13 protein-coding genes are annotated in these 14,356 nt (G+C 70.0%); 6 read left to right on the forward strand and 7 right to left on the reverse strand.

The window, feature by feature from the left end:
* Positions 1–102: 102 nt before the first annotated feature.
* From ACTB72_RS15795 to ACTB72_RS15820, 6 genes are all read right to left on the reverse strand, one after another.
* Complete coding sequence (locus tag ACTB72_RS15795; RefSeq protein WP_463037963.1) at positions 103–663, reverse strand: hypothetical protein; 561 nt, start codon at positions 661–663, stop codon at positions 103–105.
* Complete coding sequence (parE, locus tag ACTB72_RS15800) at positions 656–2,734, reverse strand: DNA topoisomerase IV subunit B (protein ID WP_463037964.1); 2,079 nt, start codon at positions 2,732–2,734, stop codon at positions 656–658. Before parE ends, ACTB72_RS15795 begins: the two co-directional genes overlap by 8 nt.
* Positions 2,735–2,885: 151 nt before the next feature.
* A complete protein-coding gene (locus tag ACTB72_RS15805; RefSeq protein WP_463037965.1) occupies positions 2,886–3,347 on the reverse strand; it encodes a globin family protein in 462 nt (153 codons plus the stop codon).
* A 167-nt stretch (positions 3,348–3,514) separates the two neighbouring features.
* Positions 3,515–4,078: a Tll0287-like domain-containing protein gene (locus ACTB72_RS15810; RefSeq protein WP_463037966.1), complete on the reverse strand. Its 564-nt coding sequence runs from the start codon at positions 4,076–4,078 to the stop codon at positions 3,515–3,517.
* Positions 4,079–4,128: 50 nt separating this feature from the next.
* Positions 4,129–5,643: an ammonia-forming cytochrome c nitrite reductase subunit c552 gene (locus tag ACTB72_RS15815; protein WP_463037967.1), complete on the reverse strand. Its 1,515-nt coding sequence runs from the start codon at positions 5,641–5,643 to the stop codon at positions 4,129–4,131.
* A gap of 8 nt (positions 5,644–5,651) precedes the next feature.
* The gene (locus ACTB72_RS15820; RefSeq protein WP_463037968.1) at positions 5,652–7,676 is read right to left on the reverse strand and encodes an FAD-dependent oxidoreductase; all 2,025 of its coding nucleotides are present in this window, start codon (positions 7,674–7,676) and stop codon (positions 5,652–5,654) included.
* Positions 7,677–8,147: 471 nt separating this feature from the next.
* Here ACTB72_RS15820 and ACTB72_RS15825 point away from each other — a divergent pair, with 471 nt between their 5' ends.
* Genes ACTB72_RS15825 through ACTB72_RS15835 form a run of 3 tightly spaced genes read left to right on the forward strand, consistent with a single transcriptional unit; the run spans position 8,148 to position 11,349 of the window.
* Positions 8,148–9,272, forward strand: coding sequence for a BMP family ABC transporter substrate-binding protein (locus tag ACTB72_RS15825; RefSeq protein WP_463037969.1), 1,125 nt, complete (start codon positions 8,148–8,150; stop codon positions 9,270–9,272).
* A 23-nt stretch (positions 9,273–9,295) separates the two neighbouring features.
* Positions 9,296–10,426, forward strand: coding sequence for an ABC transporter permease (locus ACTB72_RS15830; protein ID WP_463037970.1), 1,131 nt, complete (start codon positions 9,296–9,298; stop codon positions 10,424–10,426).
* Positions 10,423–11,349, forward strand: coding sequence for an ABC transporter permease (locus tag ACTB72_RS15835; RefSeq protein WP_463037971.1), 927 nt, complete (start codon positions 10,423–10,425; stop codon positions 11,347–11,349). The genes ACTB72_RS15830 and ACTB72_RS15835 overlap by 4 nt, the downstream gene beginning before the upstream one ends.
* A gap of 41 nt (positions 11,350–11,390) precedes the next feature.
* Here the strand turns inward: ACTB72_RS15835 and ACTB72_RS15840 are convergent, their stop codons facing one another.
* Entirely contained in the window at positions 11,391–11,981 is a 591-nt protein-coding gene (locus ACTB72_RS15840; RefSeq protein WP_463037972.1) for a superoxide dismutase family protein, read from the reverse strand.
* A 78-nt stretch (positions 11,982–12,059) separates the two neighbouring features.
* On the opposite strand from ACTB72_RS15840, the gene ACTB72_RS15845 reads away from it, so the two are divergent.
* The 3 genes from ACTB72_RS15845 to ACTB72_RS15855 form a co-directional block, all read left to right on the forward strand.
* Positions 12,060–13,079, forward strand: coding sequence for a formamidase (locus ACTB72_RS15845; RefSeq protein WP_463037973.1), 1,020 nt, complete (start codon positions 12,060–12,062; stop codon positions 13,077–13,079).
* Positions 13,076–13,777, forward strand: coding sequence for a biuret amidohydrolase (biuH, locus tag ACTB72_RS15850; RefSeq protein ID WP_463037974.1), 702 nt, complete (start codon positions 13,076–13,078; stop codon positions 13,775–13,777). Before ACTB72_RS15845 ends, biuH begins: the two co-directional genes overlap by 4 nt.
* Positions 13,774–14,356 (forward strand): ATP-binding cassette domain-containing protein (locus tag ACTB72_RS15855; protein ID WP_463037975.1); only part of this gene is annotated, 583 nt, incomplete at its 3' end. The genes biuH and ACTB72_RS15855, both read left to right, overlap by 4 nt.

Raw genomic sequence — 14,356 nt, forward strand, 5'->3', positions numbered from 1 at the left:
AGCGCCAGCGCGACGCCCGCGCCGCGCAGCCGGCGCCCGGCGCGGCGGGCACGGGTCGGCCGGGCGTACGCCCCGGCGGCGGCCGTGGTCATGGTCATCATGTCAGTCATTCTCATTCGTCCCCAGCATGTCCGCCAGCAGCTTACGCAGCGCGTCGCGCACGAAGGCCGGCGTGGGCGGGTCGGCGGCGTCGGCCACGACCCGCCCTTCCGCGATGGCCTCTCCGCGCAGGCAGAGCGCCATCGCCGCGACGAAACCCTGCGGCCGCCCCTCGCCGCCGGTCAAGGTCTCCCGCGCGTCGCAGAGCGCGTCGGCGGTGATCGGCTGGGCCGGGTTGAACAGCACCGCGATGCGCAGAAGCCGCCCATGCTCCGCCCGCGCCCAGCCTCCCGGCGCCACAGGCGGCATGTCGAGCCCCTGGGGCAGCGCGGCGGGCAGCGTCACCAGCGCCGCGGCGCCGGCGGCGTCGATGCCGGGGAAGGGGCCGTTATGCGCCTCCACCGCCAGCCGCCCGGGGCGCAGCATCTCGGGCGAATAGCTCGGTTCCAGATGCACCGACGACACCACCACCGAATCCCGTGGCTTTTCCTTGCAGCCGAAGGCCAGCAGGCCGGCGGCGAGGCAAACGGCGGAGAGCGCGATCCGCCCCCGTCGCTCAGACATCGAGGTCTTCCGCGAAGCGCGCGTTCTCCTGGATGAACTGGAAGCGCAGCTCGGCCTTGCGGCCCATCAGGCGTTCGACCAGGCGCCCGGTCTCGCCGTCCTCCCCCGGCTCGTCCTCGGCGATCATCACCCGGATCAGGGTCCGGGAACCGGGATCCATCGTGGTCTCCTTGAGCTGGCGCGGCATCATCTCGCCCAGGCCCTTGAAGCGCCCGATGTCGATCTTGCCGCGGCCCTTGAACTCCGTCTCCATCAGCCGCTCGCGGTCGGCGTCGTCGCGGGCGTAGAGCGTCTTGGTCCCTTGCGTGATGCGGTAGAGCGGCGGGGCGGCGAGGAACAGGCGCCCCGATTCCACCAGCGGCCGCATCTGGCGGAAGAAGAACGTCATCAGCAGCGAGGCGATATGGGCGCCGTCCACGTCGGCGTCGGTCATGATGATGACCCGCTCGTAGCGCAGATCGTCGAGGTTGAAGCGCGAACCGCCCTGGACGCCGAGCGCCTGGCACAGGTCCTGCAATTCCTGGTTCTGCGCCAGTTTTTCGACGCTGGCGTTGGCGACGTTGAGGATCTTGCCGCGCAGCGGCAGCACGGCCTGCGTGCGCCGGTTGCGGGCCTGCTTGGCCGAGCCGCCCGCCGAGTCGCCCTCCACCAGGAAGATCTCGGAGCCTTCCTTGGAATTGTCGGAGCAGTCCGAAAGCTTGCCGGGCAGGCGCAGCTTCTTCACCGCCGACTTGCGCTGTGTCTCCTTCTCCGCCCGCCGCTTCACCCGCTCCTCGGCGCGCAGCATGACGAAATCGAGGATGCCGCCCGCCCGCTTGGGGTCGGCGGCGAGCCAGGTGTCGATCGGGTCGCGGATCGCGGCTTCGGCGAGGCGCGCGGCCTCGGCGGTGGCGAGGCGGTCCTTGGTCTGGCCGACGAATTCTGGGTCGCGGATGAAGATCGAGATCATCGCGCAGGCCGCGCCCTGGATGTCCTCGCGGGTCAGAAGCTGGGCGGCCTTCTTCACGCCCACCCGTTCCGCATGGCTTTTCAGGCCCTTGAGCAGCGCGGCCCAGAAGCCGGATTCATGCGTGCCCCCCTCCGGCGTCGGCACGGTGTTGCAGTAGGAGGAGACGAACCCGTCCCGCGCCATGGTCCAGTTGATCGCCCATTCGACCGATCCGGGCGTGTCCGCGCCGAATTTCTCGGCGAACTGCACCTTGCCCGCGAAGGGCTCGGGCGAGCAGGTGGGCGCGTCCTCGAGGCTGACCGCCAGGAAATCGGCGAGGCCGCCGGGGAAGCGGAACGTCGCCTCGGCCGGCGTGTCGTCGCCGGAGACGATCAGGGAGGGCGCGCATTTCCAGCGGATCTCGACGCCGGAGTAGAGATAGGCCTTCGAGCGCGCCATGCGCATCAGGCGCGCCGGCTTCAGCGCCAGCCGCGGTCCGAAGATCTCGGCGTCCGGGTGGAAGGTGACGGTGGTCCCGCGGCGGTTGGGGGCTGCGCCGACCTCCTCGATCCTGCCCTGGGGGATGCCGCGCGAAAAGCTCTGCCGCCACAGGATCTTGTTGCGCGCAACCTCGACCACCATCACGTCCGACAGCGCGTTGACCACCGAAATGCCGACCCCGTGCAGGCCGCCGGAGGTCTGATAGGCCTTGCCGGAGAACTTGCCCCCCGCGTGCAGGGTGCACAGGATCACCTCCAGCGCGGACTTGGTCGGGAAGCGGGGATGCGGATCGACGGGGATGCCGCGGCCGTTGTCGCGGATGGTGCAGGAGCCGTCGGCGTTCAGCTCCATCTCGATGCGGTTGGCGTGGCCGGCCACCGCCTCGTCCATCGAGTTGTCCAGGACCTCGGCCACCAGGTGATGGAGCGCGCGCTCGTCCGTGCCGCCCACATACATGCCGGGCCGCTTGCGCACGGGCTCCAGCCCCTCCAGCACCTCGATGGAGGAGGCGTCATAGACTTCGGACGCCGCCTGACCGGCGAAGAGGTCGGCATCGGCGGCGGCATCGGCTTTCGCATCGGCGGTGGCATTGTCGGGGCTCAGGCCCGAATTCGCGTCGGGCTTGGGGGCGCGGTCTGCCATGGGGCTTTTGGTCCTGATCTGTTCCTCGCGCCCTTATCGCCCGAGGACGGGCGGCGGATCAATGCGCCGATCGGTCCGCCGCGGGGCGGAGCGCGCCGAATGCGCCCTCCGGCCCGCAGCGTCGGGTCGCTTTTCGCGGTCAGGTCGTCTCTCAGGACCCGAAAAGCCGGCCGAGGAAGCTCTTCTTCGCCTCCGGCTCCACCGGAACCTCGGCCGCGGCGTCCTTCATCACGCCGGCGACCAGCCCGTAGGTTTCGGTCCAGGCCGCGGCCACCTCGGGGGTCCAGTCGTCTCCCAGCCCCTTTTCCAGCGTGAACAGCAGCGCGCCGCCGACCGCGTCGTAGTGCGAGTCGGCGACGCCGTAGGCCACGTGGCGGCGGCCCAGATCCTGCACCGCAGGCACGATCGTCTCGACCTGGTGCAGGTTGTTGACCGCGACGGCCAGCATCTGCATCAGCTTCTTCTTCTGGTCGCCCATCTGCTCGGGGAAGAGCGCGCGCACCTGCGGCGCGGTCTCGAACAGCCGGTCGTAGAAGATGTCGGCGGCGGTGTCCGCGATCGGGACCACCTTCCTGAAGCTGGTCTGGACCAGCGCGACCTTTTCGGGGGTCATGGTCGTCGTCTCCCTGGTTTGGCGGCGGAGCGGCTGCGCGTCCGCCTGCGCCTGAATGGGGTGGTTTGGTTTACGGATCGTGGACGGCGCCGGGCCGCGTCCGACCCCGCCCGGGATCGGGGCGGGGCCGGCGCAGTCCCGGGAAGGAGGTCGGTCGGGTCCGGGTCTCAGCCGTCGATGGGGATGCGGATCACCACGCCGCCCATCACGTCGCCCAGCTGGAAGTCGGTCTTCGGGCTGTCCTTGTGGTCGTTGTGGCAGCTGACGCAGGCCTCGGCGACGCCGGTGTCGGCGTAGACGGCGGTGAAATAGGTCTGTCCGCCCAGCGCCTCCTCGCCGTACCAGTTCTCGCCGAGGTTCTCGGCCACGTATTCCAGCCCCTCCTTCTCCGCATCCGTCTTGGGCGCGTTCTGCTTGTTCACCGGCCAGAGCGAGAGCAGCGAGTAGGAGAAGGCGTCGGTCTTGTCGGCCACGCCCTCGGCCCCGAAGCGGAACATCTGGGCGGGCAGCGGCAGGGCCTTCTCGTCCTCGAAATGCTCGGAGGCCTTGATGACGCCTTCCTTGTTGGCGAGCCGGCCGACGACCATCTTCGTGTAGACTGTGCGGTCCGAATTCATCACCGCATGCAGCATGTCGGCCACGTCCCTGGGCGGGATCCCGTCGGCCAGCGCCGGGACGCCGATGGCGACGGTCATGACCGCCCCGAGCCATTTGATTTTTCTCGCGCGCATGAAATATGCCCTCCTTGCGACTTCGGTTGCATCTCGACGGCGGGGGAGCGTCATGGCCGTGCCGCCTCTCCCGTCGTCACCCGCCGCACCGCCCAGTCGATGCTTTCGACATGGACGGACGGACGATCCTTGAAATTGCTGGTGGTGAGCGCGGGGTCGGCGAGCGCGTCGATGGCGAAGCCGAGCCCGTGGCAGTTCATGCAGACCGGACGGATCATTTTTTCGTTCGGCCGCAGGTAGGCGTTCTGGTTGTGGGTGGTGAAGGGGCGCCCCGACGCATCCTCGATCACCGGCATGTGGCAATCCGAGCAGCCGACGCCGGTCCCGGGCGCGGCGAGGCCTTCGATCTCGCGCAGCCAGGCCGCGTGGTGTTCGGAGCCGAAATAGGCGCGGCTATGGTCGTCGTCGTGGCAGGACGCGCAGGCCTCGACCCGCGCCGGGCGGCGGTCGGGGGCGTGGGCGTCGTGGCAGGATCCGCAGCCGAGCGCCTTGTGTGCGGCCTCGGGTTTCATCGGCAGGCGGGCGGCGGCGACGGTCATGGCGGGGGCGGGTTCGGCGTCGTCGAGCAGGGCGAGGATCGCGGCCGGCAGATCCTCCTCCAACCCCTTCAGCCCCAGCGCCTTGAAGCGTTTTTCAAGGCTGCGCGGCTTTGAAATCCCCTTGTTGAAGGCCATGCCGTGGCGGCCCTCCGTGAAGGTCTGGGACTGGGCGCGGTGGCACTTGCCGCAGGCATTGAGGTCGGGGGCGTCGGTCCATTCCGCCGCGATCTCCGCCGGGTCGGCGGTCTTCGCGGCCTTCGGCGCGTGGCAATCGGCGCAGTTCACCCCGGTTTCGGCATGCATCGAGGCGGCCCATTCAGCGGCTTCGGCCTCGGCGAAGCGGGTCAGCACCGGGCGCGGGGCGTCGGCGAGCGCGAGGGTCAGCGCCTCGCCCGGGGCCTTCGCAAAGCCCGCGCCGCGGGGGCGCAGGGCGGCGACGCCTTCCAGAACCGGGTGGGGCGAGAGCCAGGGCTCGTCCGCGTGCTTGACCAGGAAATCCTCGTAAAGCGCACGGTTGTCGTGGAAATTATGGCATCCGGCCGAGGCGCAGGTCTCGAACCCAAGCCCGGCATGAGAGGCGCGGGTCTTCCGAACATTCTGCTCGCCCTCCGCATGGCAGGCCTGACAAAAATCCATGGCGAGGGTGACGGCGCCGGGGCGGGTCAGCTCGGGCTTGTGCTCGATATGGCAGGTGGTGCAGTCGCGGGCGTCGAGCCTGGCCCAGTAATCCGCCATGCGCGGGTCACGGAATTTCTTGCGCGGGTGGCTGTCGTCGGAGACTTTCAGCTCCGCGTCATGGCAGCCGCGGCAGCTCTCGTTCAGCGCCTTCTTCGCGTCCTTGGTGGCCGCGAGCGGCTCGGCGCCGTGGCAGCTTTCGCAAGCGGTTTCGATCTGGTGGTGCACGCCGGTGGTGTGGCCCGGCAGGAACGCGGTGCGGTCGCCGCCGAGGAACACCGCCCCCGCCACCGCCGCCGCGGAGACCAGCGTGAGGACCACCCATAAAAGCCAGAGGAGCGGCGTGCGCATCGGTCCCCTCACCACGCGTAGGCGGCGAGCACATGCGCGCCGATCAGGGCGGGCAGGGGCCAGAGCGCCAGAATATGCAGCCAGGTCGGGGCCTTGCGCGGCGGGTGGGCGGCGGACCCGAGCCCCCGGGCGCGCAGCTTGTGCTCGCCCCCCGTGGCCAGCCCCGCGATGGCGCCGAGCGCCAGCACGGCGACGAACACCCCCATCAGCGCCGCGTTGAGATTGTCGCCGAAGCGGAAGCCGGTATGGGCGAACAGCACCAGCCCCGCGACCCCGCCGAGGCCGAGGTGAACCGCCCGCCACCCGTCATAGCCCCCCAATCGCCGCGCCGGGCGGATTCGCTTGCGCAGGCCAAGCGCCATGGCGGCGAGCGTGACGCCGAGCAGGCCGTAGCCGGTCCACTGCTTGACGATGGAATCGAACCACAGACTTTCCAATCCGTCCCGCAGCGCGAAGGCGTCCGGCAGCGGGACCGGCGGGGCGGCGAGGGTGACCGCTGCGATCATCGCCCCCGCCCCCGACAGCGCCAGCAACGGGCGCCACCAGCGCACGGGTTTGGCGGCGGCGGTCCCGCCTGCGAGGATCTCGTCCAGCAGCAGCTCGCAGGTCCCGCAGACGGTGCAGGCCCCGGTCTCGAACCGCAGGGCGTCGAGGGTGAGGGCGCCGCCCGCGATGGCGTCGCCGAGCCGCCCGCGGGTGACGCCGGTGCAGTTGCACACCGTCGCGGTGTCGGGCCAGTCGGCGGCCGACGCCGGGGCCACGGCCGGCCACAGCGCGCCGGAGCGGCGGAAGCGCAAAGGCGCGGTCAGCGGCAGGGGCAGGGCGGTCAGCCCGGCGGCGACGGCCTGCTGCACGCGGTTCATCTCCGGCCACGGCCCGATGGCGATGGCCCCCGCGAGCCGTCCGCGGGAAACGAACACCCGGCGGTACAACCCCGCGCCGTCCCGCCAGGCGTAGGCGCGCACGCCAGGCGTCTCGGCCAGCGCCTCGACGTCGCCGATGGAGAACACCTCGACCCCGATCACCTTCAGGCGGGTGGCGGGGGCGGCGCGGCGGAATTCGGCGGCCTCGCCGCAGATGGCGCGGGCCGCGGTCTCGGCCTGATCGAGGCAGGGGCCGACCAGGCCCTCGACCCGACCGTCGATCTCCGCGCATTCGCCCGCGGCCCAGATATGGGGGAGGGAGGTGCGCATCGCCCCGTCGACCCGGATGGCGCGATGCACGGCGAGCCCGGCCTTCGCCGCCAGCCCCGTCTCCGCCCGCACCCCGGCGCAGACCACGACCGTGTCGACGAGCGCGATCTCGCCGGTCGAAAGCCGCAGTCCGGTGACGGCGCCGGCGGGGGCCAGCGCCTCCTCCACCCGCACGCCGACCGAGACGCGGATGCCCAGCGCCTCGATCCGCGCGGCGAGCAGGGCCGAGGCCTCGTCGTCGAGCTGGCGAGGCATCAGGCGGGCCTCATGCTCGATCACCCGCACCCTGGCGCCATGGGCCGCCATGCCCCGCGCCGCCTCCAGCCCCAGAAGCCCGCCGCCGATCACCGCGACATGGCGGGCCGAGAGGGTGCGGGCCTTCAGCGCGGCCGCATCGTCGGCATGGCGAAAGGTGAAGACGTTGCGGGCGCCGATGCCGGGGATTCGGGGCACGAAGGCGCGGGAGCCGGTGCAGATCACCAGGTCGCGATAGGCGAAGAACCGCCCCGAAGCGGTCTCGACCAGCCGCGCATCCGCGTCGATCCCCACCGCGCGGACGCCGGCGTAATGATGCGCCCGGCCGTCGCCCACCGGGTCGCGGGGTTGGGTCACCTGGCCGAACTGGACCTCGCCGGCGAGCAGAGGGGTCAGCTTCACCCGGTTGTAAGGGGCCCAGCTTTCGGCATTCAGCAGCGCCACGGAGCGGCCGCGGCGAGAGAGCTCCCGCGCTGCGCGAAACCCGGTCGGTCCGCCGCCGATCACCACGACATCGACCCGCGCGCCGGTCGCGGCGGCGGCGAGGTCGTCGTGAACAAGGATGTCGACGGAGGTTCCGTCCAAGGCGTGACGCTCCCGAGCTTGGCGCGGGGCGGCAGGACCCGGTCACGGGCCTGCGCGTTGCGCCTGGCTGAGTGGAAAGCTGGTCCGCCGTTGGACCAAGATCGCGCCGTCAACGCTGACGGCCAGCGGATTCACCCCCGAATCGTGCCGTTTTGCAAGTGAATCGACGAAAATCGGCGCAACGACGCGCGACCGCCGCGAAATCATTCGGAAAATAAGCAGATTTTCGGCGCCGCGCCTGAATTTTGGGCGGCGCTGGGTCGCGCCGCGTCGGCGCCGGGGCTCGCGACGATGTGCTGCATTTTATGCAGCGCTCTGATGCGAAACTAGCAGATTACATTGCCGCTCGGTTGCTGTGAGACTGCGCCGAGGCGGACGAGGGCGCCGGCGATGCGCGGCGCGCAAGCGCGCCGCCCCGCCGGAGCGCCGCGGGCGATGTCCGACACGCCGCAGAACAACGAGGAGCGATCGATGAGCGATTTCCGAACCCCCTCCCGCCGGGGCTTCCTGAAGACCAGCGCGGCGCTGGGCGGCGCCATGGCGCTGACCGGGCTCGGCGCCGGCCGGGCGCTGGCCGCCGACACCACCGTCGGCTTCATCTATGTCGGGCCCAAGGACGACTACGGCTACAACCAGGCCCATGCCGAGGGCGCGGCGGCGCTCAAGGGCATCGCCGGCCTCACCGTGGTCGAAGAGGAGAACGTGCCCGAGTCGGTCGACGTGCAGAAGTCGATGGAGTCGATGATCAACTTCGACGGCGCCTCGCTGATCTTCCCGACCTCGTTCGGCTATTTCGACCCGCATATCCTCGAGATCGCCAGGAAATACACCGACGTGCGCTTCGAGCATTGCGGCGGCATGTGGTCGGCCGACAAGCACCCGATGAATGTCGGCTCGTATTTCGGCTATATCGGCATGGGCCAGTATCTGAACGGCATCGCCGCCGGTCATGCCACCAAGACCAGGAAGATCGGCTTCGTCGCGGCGAAGCCCATCCCGCAGGTGCTGCTCAACGTGAACTCGTTCCTGCTCGGCGCGCGCGCGGTCGACCCCGAGATCACCTGCCAGGTGATCTTCACCGGCGAATGGTCGCTGGCGGTGAAGGAGGCCGAAGCGGTCAACGCGCTGACCGACCAGGGCGCCGACGTGATCACCTGCCATGTGGACGGCCCCAAAGTGGTGATCGAGACCGCCGCCGGCCGCGGCGCGTTCGTCTGCGGCTACCACGCCGACCAGTCCGCGCTCGCCCCCGAGAAGTATCTGACCGGGGCCGAGTGGAACTGGGCCAAGGTCTACACCGACATGGCCAACGCCACCCTGGCCGGCGAGACCATCCCCAACTTCGTGCGCGGCGGGCTGGCCGACGGCTTCATCAAGATGTCGCCCCTGGGCCCCGCCGTGTCCGACGCCGCCCGCACCCAGTTCGAGGCGACCAAGGCCACCATCGAGAAGGGCGGCTTCTCGGTCATCAAAGGTCCGCTCAAGGACAACAAGGGCGGGGTGATCGCGACCGAGAGCCAGGCCTTCCTGGAAACCGACGTGGCGCTCGAGAGCATGGACTACCTGGTCGAGGGCGTGGTCGGCTCGACCTCCTGAGCCGACAAGCGGAGGGGTTCGGCATGGCCGATCAGACGGCGTCAGGCGGTGCATCAGGCGGGGCGGCGGGGATGATCGCGGTCCCTGCCTCCGGCGCGCTCGCCCGCTGGGCGCGGCGGGCCGAGGCGGTGGCGATCCCGGCGGGAGCGCTGGTCATGGGCCTCGCGGCCTTCGGGCTGTTCCTGCTGGCGCTGGGGAAATCCCCCGTGCAGTTCTACGAGCTGGTCTGCAAGGCCGGCTTCGGCACCTGGTTCAGCTGGCAGAACACGCTGAGCCGGGCGGCCCCTCTGCTGTTCGCAGCGCTCTGCGTGGCGCTGCCCGCGCGCCTCGGCCTGATGATCATCGGGGGGGAGGGCGCCATCGTGCTCGGCGGCGTCGCGGCCGGCGGGCTCGGGGCGGCGATCTCCGGCTGGCCCGGGGCCATCGCCATGCCGGCGATGGCGATCTTCGCCATGCTGGTCGGCGGGGCCTGGATCGGGACGGTCGGGGCGCTGCGCCAGAAGCGCGGGGTGAACGAGACCATCTCCTCGCTGCTGATGGCCTATATCGCCATCGCCCTGATGAACCACCTGGTGGAAGGCCCGCTGCGCGACCCCGCGAGCCTCAACAAACCCTCCACCGCGCCGCTGCCCGAGGCGCTGAGGATCGGCGAGATCCCCGGCATGGACGTGCACTGGGGGTTCGTGATCGGCGTGGTCTGCTGCGTGGTCTCCTGGGTGCTGATCGAAAAGACCACCTGGGGGTTCGCGGCGCGCCTCGTCGGCGGCAACGTGCGGGCGGCCCAGATCCAGGGGCTGCCGGTGGGCTGGCTGCTGATCGGCTTCACCGCGCTGGGGGGCGCCTTCGCGGGGCTCGCCGGGATGATCGAGGTGTCGGCGGTGCAGGGCTCGGCCAACGGCAGCCTCGCGGCGGGCTACGGCTACGCGGGGATCCTCGTCGCTTTCCTCGCCCGGCATAACGGCCTCGCCATCGTGCCGGTCGCCATCCTGATCGGGGGCATGGAGGCGTCGTCGGGCCTGATCCAGCGGCGCATGGACCTGCCCGACGCCACCGTGCTGGTGCTGGAGGGCTTCGTCTTCGTCGCCATCCTGCTGTCGGAAACCCTCTACGGCCGCTTCAAGATCTTCGCGCCCGAACGGTGGAGAAACGCATGACCGACACCGATATCGGCCTCTGGGGCGTGCCGCTGGCCATTCTGGGCGGCGCCATCCGGGTCTCCACCCCGTTCCTTTTCGTGAGCCTCGGCGAGTGCCTGACCGAGCGGTCGGGGCGCATCAATCTCGGCCTCGAGGGCACGCTCGTCTTCGGCGCCATGGCCGGCTACGCCATCGCGTTCGAGAGCGGGTCGGCCTGGGTCGGCGTGCTGGGGGCTGCGCTGGCGGGCTCGGCCTTCGGGCTGATCCACGGGCTGATGTGCTCTCTGCCGCGGGTCAACGACATCGCCATCGGCATCGCGCTGATGCTGTTCGGCATGGGTTTGGCGTTCTTCTTCGGCAAGCCCTACATCCAGCCGGTCGCGCCCGACCTGCCGGCCATCGAGTTCGGCCTGTGGTCCGACCTCCCCCAGGTGCAGGCGGCGCTCAGGGTCAACGTGCTGTTCCTGATCGGGGCGGCGCTGGCGGTGTTCCTGTGGTGGGTGTTCCGGGCGACCAAGGTCGGCCTGATCGTGCGGGTGGTCGGGGATTCCACCGACGCGGCCCGCGCCATGGGGCTCCGGCCCAATCAGGTCCGCATCGCCTCCACCGCCGTCGGCGGGGCGCTTGCCGGCGTCGCGGGGTCGTATCTCTCGCTCTACTATCCCGGCTCGTGGAACGAGGGCATATCCTCGGGCCAGGGTCTCATGGCAGTGGCGCTGGTGATCTTCGCGCGCTGGAACCCGATCAACTGCTTCCTCGCGGCGATGCTCTTCGGCGGCGCGGGGGCGCTGGGCCCGGCGCTGCAATCGGTCGGCGTCACCTCGGGCTATTACCTGTTTTACGCGGCGCCCTACGTGCTGACGCTGGGCATGCTGATCGCCACCTCCTCGACCACGCGCGCGCTGACCGGCGCGCCGGGCGAGCTGTCGATCACCAAGTGACCGACATGCTCGCCCGACGCCCCCTCAGCCCGTGCGCCCCGTCACTGCAGGTTGGCGGTCGGCTCGATCACCGCGCAGGCGATGCGGTCGCCGGCGTCGCCGGAGGGCTGGGTGTAGTAGTCGTCCGCCCCCGAATGGATCATCAGCGCCGAGCCGTCGTCATCGAAGAGCGGCCCGTCATCGTCCTGCAGCAGCCCCGCCTCCTCGAGCGAGATGCGATCGTTGAGGATCTCCACCCGCAGCTCGCCCGAGGCGGGGACGTGGATGTTGGGCATGTCGCCGGCATGGGGGTCGTCGTCGGCCCGGAAGCCATGCGCGTCCCCGTCGCCCACGAAATGCCCGCCGGCCGCGGCGAAATCGGGGGTGCAGGCGCCGGTCTCATGGATGTGGAAGCCGTGCACGCCTTCGGGCAGGCCCGAGAGGTCGGCGTCGATCAGCACGCCCGCCTCGGTCTGGGTGAAGGTCACGGTCCCCATCGGCGCGCCGTCGACGCCCTTCAGCTCGGCCGTGGCGCCCGGGCCGGGATAGCTGGTCTGCGTGGTCTGCGCGATCAGGCCCGCCGCGGGCAGCATCGCGGCCAGCGTCGCCGCCCCCAGAACGCGGGCGGTGCGGCTCATGCGGTGGTCGGTCATCATTCGCTCCTTCCCGGATCCGGGCGGCGCAGAGGCGCCGGCGCGGGTCCGGTCTTGCTTCAACACATGAGGTGACTTGTGACGGGTCTCGGCGGTCTCAACCCCTCCCCCAACGGCATCGGCATCGGACTGGTGCAGCTTCAGCTTCCCAACACGGTCACCCGCGACGACCTCGCGCGGCAGACGGCGCGGGTGGTGGAACTGGTCGGAAAAGCCCGGCGGAACCAACCCGGCATGGATCTGGTGGTGTTCCCCGAATACATGCTTCACGGCCTTTCCATGGACGTGAACCCGGAGATCATGTGCGACATGGACGGGCCGGAAGTCGCCGCGTTCAAATCCGCGTGTAGGGCGAATTCCATCTGGGGATGCTTCTCGATCATGGAGCGGAACCCCGGCGGCTATCCCTGGAACACCGGCCTGATCATCGACGACCAGGGCGAGGTGAAGCTCTACTATCGCAAGATGCACCCCTGGGTCCCGGTGGAGCCGTGGGAGCCGGGCGACACCGGCGTTCCGGTGATCGCGGGGCCCAAGGGCTGCAAGCTGGCGCTGATCATCTGCCATGACGGCATGTTCCCCGAGATGGCGCGCGAATGCGCCTACAAGGGCGCCGAGATCATGCTGCGCACCGCCGGCTACACCGCGCCGATCCGCGACGCGTGGCGGTTCACCAACCAGGCCAACGCCTTCCAGAACCTGATGATCACGGCCAACGTGTGCATGTGCGGCTCGGACGGGACCTTCGACTCGATGGGCGAGGGGATGATCTGCGACTTCGACGGCACGGTCATCGCCCACGGGCTGACCGGGCGCCCCGACGAGATCATCACCGCGCAGGTCCGCCCCGACCTGGTGCGCGAGGCCCGCGCCGGCTGGGGGGTGGAGAACAACATCTATCAGCTCTTCCATCGGGGCTTCACCGCGGTGAAGGGCGGGGCGCAGGACTGCCCCTACACCTTCATGCAGGACATGGTCGCGGGGACCGCGCGCCTGCCCTGGGAGGATGAGGTGAAGGTCACCGACGGCACCTCCTGCGGGTTCCCCGAACCGACGCGCGTCTTCGGCGAGAAGGCCAGGCAGGAGGCGGCGGAATGAACGCGATGGACGAGATCCGGACCGGCGCGCTCGCGGCCGATCCCTACGCCTGGCCCTGGAACGGCGATCTGCGCCCCGAGAACACCGCGCTGATCATCATCGACATGCAGACCGATTTCTGCGGCGTCGGCGGCTATGTCGACAAGATGGGCTATGACCTGTCGAACACCCGCGCGCCCATCGAACCGATCAAGTCGGTGCTCGCCGCGATGCGGGCCTGGGGCGGGCTGGTGATCCATACCCGCGAAGGCCATCGCCCCGACCTGACCGACCTTCCGCCCAACAAGCGCTGGCGGTCCCGCCAGATGGGGGCGGGGATCGGCGACATGGGGCCCTGCGGGCGCATCCTCACCCGCGGCGAGCCGGGATGGGAGATCATCGAGGAGCTCGCCCCGGCGGCGGGCGAGCCGATCATCGACAAGCCCGGCAAGGGGTCCTTCTACGTCACGGATCTGGAGCTGCTGCTGCGCACCCGGGGCGTCCAGAACCTCGTGCTGACCGGCATCACCACCGATGTCTGCGTCCACACCACCATGCGCGACGCCAACGACCGCGGCTTCGAATGCCTGCTTCTGGAGGACTGCTGCGGCGCCACCGACAAGGGCAACCACGCCGCAGCCGTTAAGATGATCAAGATGCAGGGCGGGGTGTTCGGCGCCGTCTCCAACGCCGCCGATTTCGTGGCGGTGCTGGCGTGAGCGCGCGGGTGGAGCCGCTTTCGGCCTTCGGCGCGGCCGGGTCCGGCGACCGCGCGCTGGGGGTCGAGACCATCGGCATGACCAAGCGCTTCGGCGGCTTCACCGCGCTCGACGACGTGTCGATCAAGGTGGCTCCAGGGTCGTTCCACGCCCTGCTTGGCGAGAACGGGGCGGGGAAATCCACCCTCGTGAAGTGCATCATGGGGTTCTACACGCCGACCGAGGGCTCGGTCCTGGTCGGGGGCCGCGAGGTCGACGTCCCCGACCCCCGCGCCGCCCATGGCATGGGCCTCGGCATGGTCTACCAGCATTTCACCCTGGTCCCTTCGCTGACCGCGGCGGAGAATCTGGTGATCAGCCGCGAGGACGCCCCGAAGATCATCGACTGGCGGCGCGAGCGTCGCGACCTGACCGCCTTCATGGACACCATGCCCTTCAAGGTGCCGCTGAACGTGCCGGTGGCGCGGCTGGCGGCCGGCGAGCGTCAGAAGCTGGAGATCCTCAAACAGCTTTATCTCGGGCGTCGCTTCCTGATCCTGGACGAGCCGACCTCGGTCCTGACGCCCGACGAGGCCGACG

This window comes from Albimonas sp., from assembly GCF_055129145.1.

Excerpts from the sequence above, each read along its gene's own strand:
- parE (WP_463037964.1), bottom strand. The coding sequence starts at position 2,734 with ATGGCAGACCGCGCCCCCAAGCCCGACGCGAATTCGGGCCTGAGCCCC.
- ACTB72_RS15835 (WP_463037971.1), top strand. The coding sequence starts at position 10,423 with ATGACCGACACCGATATCGGCCTCTGGGGCGTGCCGCTGGCCATTCTG.
- ACTB72_RS15830 (WP_463037970.1), top strand. The coding sequence starts at position 9,296 with ATGGCCGATCAGACGGCGTCAGGCGGTGCATCAGGCGGGGCGGCGGGG.
- ACTB72_RS15810 (WP_463037966.1), bottom strand. The coding sequence starts at position 4,078 with ATGCGCGCGAGAAAAATCAAATGGCTCGGGGCGGTCATGACCGTCGCC.
- ACTB72_RS15840 (WP_463037972.1), bottom strand. The coding sequence starts at position 11,981 with ATGACCGACCACCGCATGAGCCGCACCGCCCGCGTTCTGGGGGCGGCG.
- biuH (WP_463037974.1), top strand. The coding sequence starts at position 13,076 with ATGAACGCGATGGACGAGATCCGGACCGGCGCGCTCGCGGCCGATCCC.
- ACTB72_RS15825 (WP_463037969.1), top strand. The coding sequence starts at position 8,148 with ATGAGCGATTTCCGAACCCCCTCCCGCCGGGGCTTCCTGAAGACCAGC.
- ACTB72_RS15795 (WP_463037963.1), bottom strand. The coding sequence starts at position 663 with ATGTCTGAGCGACGGGGGCGGATCGCGCTCTCCGCCGTTTGCCTCGCC.
- ACTB72_RS15815 (WP_463037967.1), bottom strand. The coding sequence starts at position 5,643 with ATGCGCACGCCGCTCCTCTGGCTTTTATGGGTGGTCCTCACGCTGGTC.
- ACTB72_RS15805 (WP_463037965.1), bottom strand. The coding sequence starts at position 3,347 with ATGACCCCCGAAAAGGTCGCGCTGGTCCAGACCAGCTTCAGGAAGGTG.